This window comes from Dictyoglomus sp., from assembly GCF_049968615.1.
Lineage (GTDB): Bacteria > Dictyoglomota > Dictyoglomia > Dictyoglomales > Dictyoglomaceae > Dictyoglomus > Dictyoglomus turgidum.
Map to the genome: position 1 here is coordinate 36,041 of NZ_JBMFQK010000006.1, position 12,284 is coordinate 48,324.

Annotated in this window: 11 protein-coding genes; 9 read left to right on the forward strand and 2 right to left on the reverse strand. The window is 34.5% G+C overall.

From position 1 onward, the window contains the following. Positions 1-42: 42 nt before the first annotated feature. Genes ACP5QL_RS05765 through ACP5QL_RS05775 form a run of 3 tightly spaced genes read left to right on the forward strand, consistent with a single transcriptional unit; the run spans position 43 to position 3,138 of the window. Positions 43-1,497 carry an NAD(P)/FAD-dependent oxidoreductase gene (locus tag ACP5QL_RS05765; RefSeq protein WP_012582448.1) on the forward strand — a complete coding sequence of 485 codons (1,455 nt, stop codon included), beginning with the start codon at positions 43-45 and terminating at the stop codon, positions 1,495-1,497. Beyond that, positions 1,481-2,728 (forward strand): NAD(P)/FAD-dependent oxidoreductase, encoded by a 1,248-nt coding sequence (locus ACP5QL_RS05770; protein WP_012582449.1) that lies wholly within the window; start codon positions 1,481-1,483, stop codon positions 2,726-2,728. Before ACP5QL_RS05765 ends, ACP5QL_RS05770 begins: the two co-directional genes overlap by 17 nt. 2 nt (positions 2,729-2,730) lie before the next feature. Beyond that, positions 2,731-3,138, forward strand: a complete 408-nt coding sequence (locus ACP5QL_RS05775; RefSeq protein ID WP_012582450.1) for a DUF1667 domain-containing protein — start codon at positions 2,731-2,733, stop codon at positions 3,136-3,138. On the opposite strand, the gene ACP5QL_RS05780 is transcribed toward ACP5QL_RS05775, so the two are convergent. Next, on the reverse strand, positions 3,042-4,262 hold the full coding sequence (locus tag ACP5QL_RS05780) for an MFS transporter (protein ID WP_272994814.1): 1,221 nt from the start codon (positions 4,260-4,262) through the stop codon (positions 3,042-3,044). The genes ACP5QL_RS05775 and ACP5QL_RS05780 overlap by 97 nt on opposite strands. 215 nt (positions 4,263-4,477) lie before the next feature. On the opposite strand from ACP5QL_RS05780, the gene ACP5QL_RS05785 reads away from it, so the two are divergent. From ACP5QL_RS05785 to cysK, 6 genes are all read left to right on the forward strand, one after another. Continuing rightward, on the forward strand, positions 4,478-5,575 hold the full coding sequence (locus tag ACP5QL_RS05785; protein WP_272994812.1) for a class II glutamine amidotransferase: 1,098 nt from the start codon (positions 4,478-4,480) through the stop codon (positions 5,573-5,575). Further along, complete coding sequence (locus ACP5QL_RS05790; RefSeq protein WP_272994811.1) at positions 5,572-7,080, forward strand: glutamate synthase-related protein; 1,509 nt, start codon at positions 5,572-5,574, stop codon at positions 7,078-7,080. Before ACP5QL_RS05785 ends, ACP5QL_RS05790 begins: the two co-directional genes overlap by 4 nt. Next, positions 7,081-7,536, forward strand: coding sequence for a 4Fe-4S dicluster domain-containing protein (locus ACP5QL_RS05795; RefSeq protein ID WP_272994809.1), 456 nt, complete (start codon positions 7,081-7,083; stop codon positions 7,534-7,536). A 13-nt stretch (positions 7,537-7,549) separates the two neighbouring features. Beyond that, on the forward strand, positions 7,550-8,803 hold the full coding sequence (locus tag ACP5QL_RS05800; RefSeq protein WP_273333133.1) for an NAD(P)/FAD-dependent oxidoreductase: 1,254 nt from the start codon (positions 7,550-7,552) through the stop codon (positions 8,801-8,803). A 2-nt stretch (positions 8,804-8,805) separates the two neighbouring features. Then, on the forward strand, positions 8,806-9,564 hold the full coding sequence (locus ACP5QL_RS05805; protein WP_012582453.1) for a hypothetical protein: 759 nt from the start codon (positions 8,806-8,808) through the stop codon (positions 9,562-9,564). 83 nt (positions 9,565-9,647) lie between these two features. Beyond that, entirely contained in the window at positions 9,648-10,583 is a 936-nt protein-coding gene (gene cysK, locus ACP5QL_RS05810) for a cysteine synthase A (RefSeq protein WP_272994806.1), read from the forward strand. Here the strand turns inward: cysK and ACP5QL_RS05815 are convergent. Further along, complete coding sequence (locus tag ACP5QL_RS05815) at positions 10,580-12,247, reverse strand: nucleoside kinase (protein WP_012582455.1); 1,668 nt, start codon at positions 12,245-12,247, stop codon at positions 10,580-10,582. The two genes, cysK and ACP5QL_RS05815, sit on opposite strands and share 4 nt — an antisense overlap. Positions 12,248-12,284 lie beyond the last annotated feature (37 nt).

The following is a 12,284-nucleotide window of genomic DNA, read 5'->3' on the forward strand; positions in this document are numbered from 1 at the left end:
TTAGGGCGGTTTTTTATTTGTATAAAAAGGGGAGGAATATCTATGTATGACGTAATAATAATAGGAGGCGGTATTATAGGAGCATTAATTGTAAGGGAATTTTCCTTTTACAATCTTTCTCTCCTTCTTATTGAAAAAGAATCCGACGTGTCTATGGGAGCAACAAAGGCAAATAGTGCCATAGTTCATGCAGGCTATGATCCGATCCCTGGTACTTTGAAGGCAAAAACCAATGTAGAAGGAAATAAATTATATCAAGAACTCTGCGAAGAATTAAGTGTGCCTTTCAAAAGAATAGGAGCCCTTGTCCTTGCCTTTAATGATGAAGAATTAAAGACCCTAATGGAGCTTAAAGATAGAGGAATTAAAAATGGTGTTCCAGAGCTTTACATATTAAAGAGAGAAGAAGTTCTAAAAAGAGAACCCAATATTAGTAAAGATGTAAAATATGCCCTCTTTGCCCCTACATCGGGTATCACTAATCCTTTTCTACTTACCGTCCACGCCATAGAAAATGCCATAGGAAATGGACTTGTTGTAAAACTAAATGAAGAAGTAGTAAGTATTAAAAAGGAAGAAAAATTTTATCAGGTAATCACAAACAAAGATATATACTTAACAAAGTATATTATAAATTGCGCTGGAATAAACTCAGACAAAATAATTAAAATGCTTGATCCTGATTATCCTTTTGAGATCATTCCAAGAAAAGGAGAATACTTGGTATTAGACAAAAAAGTAAAAGATTTTGTAAAAAGCACCATCTTTCATGTGCCCACAGAAAAAGGAAAAGGCGTCCTTATAACACCAACGGTAGAAGGAAATATTTTAATAGGTCCTAATGCTGAAGAAATTCCCAACAAAGAGGACAAAAGTACCACCTTAAACGGGCTTTTAGAAGTTAAAGAAAAAGCAAAAAATTACTGTGAAAACATACCTTTTCCCTTAGTAATAAACACCTTTGCAGGTATAAGAGCATCAAGCACTTATAAAGATTTCTTCATAAAAGAACTTCCTGAGTTTAGAAATATTCTCCATATAGCAGGCATTGATTCTCCAGGTATAACTTCTGCTCCATCCATTTCAAAAATAGCATTGGAATGGCTTATGGAAAAGGAAAAAATTACTCCTAATAAGAACGCAAAAAGAACTCTTAATAAAATATTTTTTAGAGATCTTCCCGATGAAGAAAAAGAAAGACTAATTAAAGAAGATCCAAGATGGGGACATATAATTTGTAGGTGTGAGCATGTAAGTGAGATGGAGGTAATCCTTGCCATCCATTCAAAACTTCCAGCTATCACCCTTGAGGCTATAAGAAAGAGAACCCGAGCTGGAATGGGAAGATGTCAAGGTGCCTTTTGCGGATACCACATAATGAAGATCCTCTCAGAAGAGCTAAACTTACCCTTGCCCCAAATTACTTTTAAAGGTAGTGGATCCTACATGGTTAAGATGGAAAATAAAGCGAGGTGGAAGTATGTTAAAAGAAGTTGATATAGTAATCATTGGGGGAGGACCAGCAGGGCTTTCCGCAGGAATTTCCTCAGGAAAAAAGGGGAAAAAAGTACTAATCCTTGAAAGAAACGATGAGCTTGGAGGAGTGCTTAATCAATGTATCCATCCAGGTTTTGGACTCGTATACTATAAAGAGGAACTGACAGGTCCTGAATACGCCCAAAGATTGATACAAGAGATCAAAAATCTTAAAAACGTAGAATACTTTCTTAATACCATGGTGCTCCAAGTAAAGGAAGATAAAGAAGTAATTGCTGTAAATAGTGATGGACTTTGGAAAATTAAGGCAAAAGCAGTAATATTTTCCACAGGATGTAGGGAAAGGACCAGAGGAAACTTACAAATTCCAGGAGATAGACCTTCAGGTATATATACTGCTGGAACTGCCCAAAGATTAGTAAACATAGAAGGGTACCTTCCCGGAGAAAAAATTCTTATCCTTGGATCAGGAGATATAGGACTTATCATGGCAAGAAGACTTTTATGGGAAGGGGCAGAAGTAATTGGAGTTGTAGAAAAACTTCCGTATCCCGGAGGACTTACAAGAAACTTAGTCCAATGTCTTGAAGACTATAACATACCTCTTTTTCTTAAACATACTGTAGTGGAGATAAAAGGTAAAGACAGGCTTGAAGGAGTTTATATCGCACCGGTAGATGATCAGGGAAACCCTATCTGGGAAGATAAAAAATTTATTGAATGTGATACATTACTTCTTTCTGCAGGATTAATTCCTGAAAATGAACTTTTAGAAAATTTAAATATACCCATTGATATTGCAACAGGAGGCCCTTTTGTGGATCAAAATCTATCTACTTTAAAAGATGGATTTTTCTCTTGTGGAAATTCTCTCCTTGTAAATGACTTGGTAGATTATGTTACCATTCAGGGACTTCTTGCTGGAGAATCTGCTGTAAATTTTATAGAAGATGCTTTAAAAATAGAAAAAAGGATAAAATTAAAAATATCAGGAAACTTGCGATTTGTAGTACCCCAATACCTATCCTATCCTATAAATTTAAAGGATATAACCTTCTATATGAGGGTAAAAGAACCACAAAAAAAGGCAAAACTCTCATTAAAAGATAAAGAGAAAAAACTAAAAGAATGGAGATATCCATTGGTAAAACCTGCTGAAATGATTGTAGTCAGGATAAGATCAGAAGATCTTTATGAAGTAGAAAGTTTAGAATTTTCTATGGAGGGGTAAATATGAAAAAGAATTTAACTTGTATTGTCTGCCCCTTGGGATGTCACCTTGAAATAGAGGTTATCCATGGAGAGATAATTGTTAAGGGAAACAAATGCGAAAGAGGAAAAAGTTATGCCGAAGAAGAGATAAAAAGCCCCAAAAGAGTTCTTACCACTACTGTAAAGATTAAAAATGGGAAATATAATGTAGTACCTGTTAAAACTACAGGACCCATTCCTAAGGATTATCTTTTTGAACTTCTTAAAAAACTTGCTGATATAGAAATAGAAGCACCTGTCCCTCAGGGATTTAAGGTGTTAGAAAAGGTATATCAAGAGGTGGATGTGGTTACTACTCGTTCCATGGAGAAAAGAGAGATTACCAAAAATATCAAAGATATCAAGAATAAAGCCTCAAATCCTACATAGTTTATAATAAAACCATTAGCAATGTGCATTAGAGAGGATATGGACATAGTCAAAGTATTGCTCAAAGCAAGATATACAGGAAGATCCTCCTTAGGAGAAATAGAGGTTATTAAAAATCCAGTGGTCAAAATATTAGATACAAAAGTTAGATTCAACAGAGCGAATCCAGAAAGCAGAAAGTAAATATCTTTAAATATCAAAGCCAAAAATAATCCTAAAATGCCCAAAAGTATACCCAAAGATAGAACTTTTTTATATCCCAAAATCTTTGTTAATTCTCCAAGAATATAATTCCCTAAAATACTTACAATTATTGCTACCAAATTAAAAATTGTCACAAAATTATAACCCTTAAAACTTTTGGTAGCATAAACGATAAAATAGGGAAGAGAAGTCAAAGAAAGACCAAGAAAGATAAAGGAAAAAACAAGTCTTTTAAAATTCAAATCCCTTTTGAGAAAAGAAAAAGCTCTTAAGAGAAAGACACCTAAAGGAAGAGCTTCTTCCTGAGTTTCTTCTTCTGGTTCATCAATAATATAAAAAAGTACTGCATCAATAAAGAGGATTATCATTCCTGTGAAAAAGATAAGTACAAAATTATAGGGAAAAGGAAATCTATTTAAATAAAAGTTCAATAGATAAGTTGTAAGAATAGCCACTAAGTTGCCTACTGCACTACCTCTTCCTATAATTTTTCCCCTTTCCCCATAAGGAAGTATCTTATTAATGATGCTGAAATAAAAGGGTCCGTAGGTTCCTACAAACATATTAAAAATTCCATAGAAAAGTAAAAACATGTATATAGTAAAAGTATTTCCAAGGCTTTTAATTAAAAAGGGCAAAAAGAAAGAGAAAAGAAGAAAAGAAAGTCTTTGGATAAAAAGAAGTTTTGCAAAAACTTTAGTTTTTACTCTTAATTTTTGAACAAATCTTGCCACAAAAAGAGAAGGCAAAAAACTCCCTAAGGTGACAAGAAAATTAGCAAAACTTATATGAAAACTTGAAGCAGAAAGGGATAAGAGAAAATAAGGTATTACAGTATTTATATTCAAAAAAATCATACCGTTTATAAAAAGAGCAGGATCAATAAAAGCTATAAATCTGTTCTTGTTAAACCTTTCCAAAAGTAAACCTCCTTAATTTTTTTAGAAAAATTATATCATAACTCTTTAAAATGGTTTTTTATAGATAAAGTCAATTTAAATAAATATCGGAAATATATTACCGTAAGCCTTTTTAAAAATTAATAATTGACAAATTTACATATGTAAAATATAATTTTCTACCACATCCTTAAAACAACGGGGTTTGAGGGAAACAAAAGAAAGGAGGAAATCTCATGCTTAGAGAAGGTGAAATAAGAATTCCATCTGCTTGTGGTTTAATAGGCTATATTAATAGAAAGTGGAAAACCTCCTCAGGAGATCATATTATTAGTGCCATGACCGTTATGAGAGAAAGGGGAAATGGCTTAGGAGCAGGTTTTGCAGGCTATGGAATATATCCCGATAGAAAGGACTATTATGCTTTTCATCTTTTCTATGAAAACATAAAGGCAAAAGAGGAAACCTCAGAATTCCTATACAAATATTTCGATGTGGTTCAAGAAGAAAAAATCCCTACAAGGAAAGTAAAAACTATTAAAAATCCTCCCCTTACCTATAGATATTTTTTGAAACCAAAAGAAGAGTATTTAGAAGAAGAGGAAATTTCAGAAGAGGATTTCGTTGCAGAAAAGGTTATGGAGATAAATAGCAAAATTGACGGAGCATATGTTTTTTCAAGCGGAAAAAACATGGGAGTATTTAAAGGAGTAGGATATCCTGAAGAGATAGGAGAATTTTACAGGTTAGAAGAATATAAAGGATATATCTGGACTGCTCATACTCGTTTTCCTACAAATACCCCTGGATGGTGGGGCGGAGCTCATCCTTTTGCTCTTTTAGACTGGAGTGTGGTTCATAATGGAGAAATTTCTTCCTACGGAGCAAATGTAAGATATATAGAGATGTTTGGATACAAATGTACCTTAAAGACTGATACAGAGGTTATCACATATATAGTAGATCTTTTAGTAAGAAAACACAAATTATCCTGGGATATCACTGCAAAGATTCTTTCCGCTCCCTTTTATAGTGTTATTGAAGGAATGGAAGAGGAAGAGAAAAATAAATTAAAAGCTTTAAGAGCTGTATATCAAAGCTGTCTCCTTAATGGCCCTTTTGCCATTATTGTGGGATTTTCCAATGGAATAGTTGCCCTTAATGATCGTATTAAGTTAAGACCCTTAGTAGCAGCAGAAAAGGGAGAAACTTTGTATGTAGCCTCTGAAGAGGCTGCCATAAAAGAAATATGTCAAAATCCTGATAGAGTCTGGATGCCTAAAGGAGGAGAACCAGTAATAGGACTTCTTGAGGAAGTGGAGGTTTTAGTATGAAGAGTTTGTACGAAGCTGATTTTATTGTTATAAGGGATGAAACTAAATGTATAAGATGTAAAGTTTGTGTAAGACAATGCGCCAATGGAGTTCATGAATACGATGAGGAAGAAGATAGAATAATCTCGGATAATTCCAAATGCGTAGGTTGTCATAGATGCGTAGCCTTATGTCCTACAAAAGCATTAACCATAATGAAGAATCCATTGGAGTTTAGGGAAAACTATCAATGGACTACAAGAGCTATAAAGGATATATATAAACAGGCAGAAACAGGCGGAATTCTTCTTACTGGAATGGGAAACGATAAACCATACCCCATATATTGGGACAGACTTTTAATAAATGCAAGCCAAGTAACAAATCCCTCTATCGATCCTTTAAGAGAGCCTATGGAAATAAAGACCTTTATTGGGAGGAAACCCGAAAAATTAGAATTTGATGAGAATGGAAGATTATTAACTAAAATGCCTCCCCAATTAGAACTTGAAGTTCCTGTTATGTTTTCTGCCATGTCCTTTGGATCAATTAGTCTAAATGCTTGTGAATCCTTAGCAAGAGCAGCGGTAGAGGTAGGAACTTATTGGAACACTGGAGAGGGTGGTCTTCATAAAAAACTTTATCCTTATAAACATAGAGCTATAGTTCAATGTGCATCAGGAAGATTTGGGGTGGATATTGACTATCTATATGCAGGAGCCGCTATTGAAATAAAAATCGGACAAGGAGCAAAACCTGGAATAGGAGGACACCTCCCCGGGGAAAAAGTAGGTGAAGAGGTATCTGCCACCAGGATGATACCTGTTGGAACTGACGCATTGTCTCCTGCACCTCATCATGATATCTATTCCATTGAAGATTTAAGACAACTTATCTTTGCCTTAAAAGAAGCAGTAAATTATGAAAAACCTGTAGGAGTAAAGATTGCTGCAGTACACAACGTGGCAGCAATAGCTTCTGGAATCGCAAGAGCAGGAGCAGACTTTATAGTAATAGATGGTTTTAGAGGAGGAACCGGTGCAGCTCCTACAAGAATCCGAGACAATGTAGGCATTCCCATAGAACTCGCCTTAGCCTCGGTAGATTCCCGCTTAAGGGAAGAGGGAATAAGGAATCAAGTATCCATTATAGCAGCAGGTTCTATAAGAAATAGCGCTGATGTAATTAAGGCTATAGCCTTAGGAGCTGATGCGGTATACATAGCCACAGCAGCTCTTATTTCCTTAGGTTGTCATCTTTGTCAAAACTGCCATACAGGAAAATGTAATTGGGGTATTGCCACCCAAGACCCCAATTTAGTAAAGAGACTAAATCCAGAAATAGGAGCAAGAAGAGCAGCAAATCTTTTAAAAGCATGGGCTCATGAGATAAAGGAGATGTTGGGAGGTATGGGAATTAATGCTATAGAAAGTTTAAGAGGCAACAGATTAATGCTCAGAGGAGTGGGTTTAACTGAAAAAGAGCTTTCTATTCTAGGAGTAAAACATGCCGGGGAGGGTATGTAAATGATAAGTAAAACTAAGAAAAGAATATATCCTAAAGAAGAAGTATGTATTGGGTGTCATCTATGTGAAATATACTGTGTCCTTGCCCATTCCGGGACTCGGGATCTAATTAAGGCTTTTAAAAAGAAAGACAGACCTTCTCCCAGGGTTATTGTAGAAGAAAAAGAGGGATTTTATATAACCTTTGCACTGCAATGTCGTCATTGTGATGATCCTTTGTGCACTAAAGCTTGTATTACAGGTGCCATGCATAGAGATGAGAAAACAGGGATTATTTTGTGCGATGAAGAAAAATGTGTAGGGTGTTGGTCTTGTATTTTAGTATGTCCCTATGGGGCAATAAGAAGAGGAGAAAATAAAAAAGTAGCATCAAAATGTGATCTCTGTATAGAAAATGGAGATCCTGTATGCGTTCAAAATTGTCCAAATTCAGCTTTGGAAGTAATTGAAGTTTAAGGAGGGGATTATTTTGAGATACGTAATAATAGGAAATTCCATTGCTGCTGCAGGCTGTATAGAAGGAATAAGAAAGATAGATGATAAAAATGAGATTGTTGTAATCTCCAATGAACCATATCACATCTACTCAAGACCCTTAATATCTTATTGGCTTTCTAAAAAAATAAGTGATGAAAAAATTTACTATAGACCCTTTGATTATTATGAGAAATATAAAGTAAAACCAATTTTAGGAAGAAAAGTAGAAAGAGTAGATTTTGAAAATAGAAAACTCTACCTGGACAACAAAGAAGAGATTTATTACGATAAACTACTCATAGCAACGGGCGGAAAACCTTTTATTCCAAATATTCCAGGTCTTAATAAGAAAAATGTCTTTACTTTTATTAAATTTGACGATGTAAAAGCAATAGATCAAATGATATGTCCAGGAAAAAGAACTATAGTGGTAGGAGGAGGACTAAGTGGATTAAAAGCAGCAGAAGCATTAACAAAAAGAGGATGCGAAGTTATAGTTATAGAACTTGCAGAAAGAATCTTAGGCTCTATTTTAGATGAAGAGGGAGCAAAATTGGTTCAAGAAGAATTAGAAAATCATGGGATAAAGTTTATCTTAAAAAATTCCCTAATAGAGATCTTGGGAGATGAAAAAGTAGAGAAAGTTAAACTTCAAGATCAAGAAATCCTTCCTGCTGATTTAGTAGTCTTCTCCATTGGGGTGATTCCTAATGTGGATATTTTTAAAGACACCCCTTTAAATATCAATAGAGGAATAATCGTAAATGAAAAGATGGAAACCAACATCCCAGATGTTTATGCTGCTGGAGATGTGGTTTCAGCCTTTGATCTTATTTTAGAGCAAAACAGAGTAATTCCTATTTTACCTAATGCTTACATCCAAGGCGAGATTGCTGGTCAAAATATGGCAGGAAAAGAAGTGAAATACGAAGGAGGTTTTCCTATAAATTCTATTGGATTTTTTGATATTCACATAATGACAGGAGGAATAGTAAATTCTATTGATAGTTGCGAAATACTAAAAAGGTTGGAGAGAAATAGAAAAGTATATAGGAAGGTATATTTAAAAGACGGAAGAATTTTAGGATTTATGTTTATAAACTCCTTTGATAGAACAGGAATGATCGTAGACCTAATGAAAAATAAAGTAGATGTTTCAGAATTTAAAGAAAGACTCCTTTGGGATAATTTTGGATTTTTAGATTTCCCAAAGGAAATGAGGAGGGAGAAAATATGGAGGGTATAGAAATGAAAATAATAGAAGATGCCATAACTATAAATGGGAAGGGCTTACACTATAAAGATCTCAATGAAAAGATAGAAGAGAAGTTAAAAGAGGGATATAGAAAAATAAAACTCATTAATATAAATGGACAAAGATATATTGGGGCAGGACTTACTTTCCCAGAAAGAGAAATAGAGATATATGGAACTCCCGGAAATGATTTAGGAGTTTTTATGAATGGACTTAAAATAAAAGTATACGGAAATAGCCAAGATGGTGTTGGAAATACTATGAATGATGGAGAGATAGTAATCTACGGATCTGCTGGGGATATTATGGGTTATGGAATGAGAGGGGGGAAGATATTTGTAAAGGGAGATGTAGGATATAGGGTAGGAATCCATATGAAGGAATACAAGGATAAAATTCCTGTGATTGTTATTGGAGGAACTGCTGGAGATTTCTTAGGAGAATATATGGCAGGTGGAAGGGTTATTGTATTAGGACTAAATACAGAAAAGGAAGAAAATCTTTGCGGATATTTTTGTAGCACAGGAATTCATGGAGGACTAATTTATTTTAGGGGAATAATTCCTGAATACAAGTTAGGAAAAGAAGGGAAAATAGTAGAAATAGAAGAGGAGGACAAAAAATTCATAGAAGAACATGTTAAAAAATTTTCTGAATATTTCGAAGTAGATTTTGACTTTATAATGGAAAAACCTTTTGTAAAAGTTATCCCATATAATAAGAGACCTTATGGAAAACTTTATGCATATTAATATACTCTTGAACGAAGGAGGGTTGACAAAAAACTTATTACCTATTATCCTCTACCTAAAAGGTATAAAATGGGAGGATAGAAATGAGAGTAGCAAACAGTGTGATAGAACTTATAGGAAATACTCCTCTTGTAAAGTTAAACAAAATTACGGAAGGCTGTTTTGCAGAAGTATTAGCAAAACTTGAATCTTTTAACCCAGGAGGAAGTGTGAAAGATAGAATTGCTCTCTCTATGATTGAAGAAGCAGAAAAGATGGGAAAATTAAATAAAGATAAGATAATAATTGAACCCACCTCAGGAAATACAGGTATAGGGCTTGCCATGATAGGTGCTATAAAAGGATACAAAGTAATTTTAGTAATGCCAGAAAGCATGAGCATGGAAAGGAGAGCCCTTCTTCGCGCCTTTGGTGCAGAGCTCATACTTACCCCAAAAGAAGAAGGCATGAAAGGAGCAATAAAAAAAGTTGAAGAAATAATTAGTTTAGACCCAGATAAGTATTTTGTACCTATGCAATTTGAAAATCCCGCCAACCCTCTAATTCATAAAAAAACTACGGCAGAAGAAATATGGCAAGATACCGAAGGAAAAGTAGACATTGTGGTGTGTGGAGTAGGTACTGGAGGAACTATAACAGGAATAGGGGAAGTTTTAAAACAAAGAAAAAAAGAAATAAAAATTGTTGCAGTGGAGCCTGAAAAATCTGCAGTCCTCTCAGGAAAAACTCCATCTCCCCACAAAATTCAAGGAATTGGAGCTGGATTCATTCCAAAAGTTCTAAATACTAGTATCATTGATGAGATAGTTACAGTTAGTGAAGAGGATGCAATGAATACCGCTAAAAAACTTATGAAAGAAGAAGGAATACTTTGTGGAATATCCTCAGGAGCAGCATGCTTTGCAGCTTTAAAAGTAGCAAAAAGGGAAGAAAACAAAGGAAAAACTGCTGTTGTAATTCTTCCAGATACGGGAGAAAGATATATTTCTACAGAACTTTTCGACGAATATAGATATTAATAAGTAAAAGAACTTCCTCCTATAAATTCCCTCAGTATGGAAGTCATAGGAACCTCAGTGGGAGACAAAGGTAAAAAGTGGGAAAGAATATCAAGAATCCTTTTTGCTTCAGGATATTCAGGATAATATGGGGGAATTGCTTTCAGCATTGGTTCCGCAAAGGTCTTAAGAATAGGAAACTCGTAAACTAAAGCGGAATTAAACATAACATCTGCCCTCTCTTGGGTTGGAAATATATAAAGATCCTCTGCCCTTCTCACCGAGGGCCATTGCCTTATAGAATCTATAACCCCATAGCCTCTAAAAATGCTATCTCTTACCATTCTCCTTATTAATCTTGAATCAGTGGTAGGGACCCTATTTTGATTATCTATATTTAAATGAGTTAGCGCACTCACAAAAACATGATATTTCATATATCCAGGAACCAGATTAGTCATATCAGGATTTAATGCATGAATCCCTTCCATAACAATAATACTCCTATCTTCAAGTTTTACAAACCTTCCTGACTTTTCTCTTCTCTTTTTTTGAAAGTTATACTTAGGAAGCTCCACTTCTCCGCCATTCATAATAGTATTTAAATGTTCATTTAAAAGAGCAATATCTACAGCATTAGGATTATCAAAGTCATAATTCCCAAACTCATCTCTGGAAATACGCTCAGGAGGTAAGAAGTAGTCATCCATCTCAATAACAATAGGCTTTAAACCATTTACTTTAAGCTGAATCTGAAGTCTCTTACTAAAAGTAGTCTTACCTGCAGAGGATGGACCAGCAATCAATACAAGCTTCAAATCAGGAAGTTTTGAACAGATTTCGTCAGCTATTTGAGCTATTTTCTTTTCGTGAAGAGCCTCTGCAACCTTTATCACCTCAGAGATTTCACCCTTTTCAATAGCCTCATTAAGAGAAGATACATCTACGAGTCCTAAGATCTCAAGCCAGTTTTTATATTCATAAAAGGCTTGAAAGAGTTTTACTATCTCTCTAAACTCACTTAATTTCTGAATATCTTTATCATCAGGAAGGATTAATATAAAACCTGGTTGATAAAGTTTTAAGTCAAAGGTTTTTAAAAAGGAGGTTGAGGGAACAAGAGGCAAAAAGGAATATTCATAGTGATCATCAATATAATAGAGAGGAATCTCCTTAAAAGGTATGTATTTAATTAATCTAATTTTATCCTCTTCATTTCTTTCTTCAAATATCTTTAATGCTTCCTCTTTACTTACCAACTTCTTCTGTATAGGTATATTCTGCTCCACAATTTCCATCATTCTTTCCTTTATTCTCTCTATATCTTCCGCCTTTGGTGCATAATTTCTAAATCTACCATATAGACTTTTGTGATAGGAGTGCTCTACTAAAACTCTCTGATCTGGCATCACAAGAGAAACAGCAAAGTTAAGAAGAAATATATAACTCCTTTCCAATATTCTCCTTCCAATATTAGACCTACTTCCAATAATATCAAGTTTTGTATCGTCCTCCACTATATAATTTAAAGTTTCAATATTCCCATCTACTTTTACTGCCACAGGAATTTCCCCGGGATTTAAAAGTTTATCCACAATTTCAGAATAGGCATTTAATACTTCTATCAGAGACTTTGGTTTTTCTATTTCTGTTCTTATGGCACCTCTAAACTCAATATTTATCATTTTTGAAGCCCTCCAAACTGCGTTTGTGAATATTTGA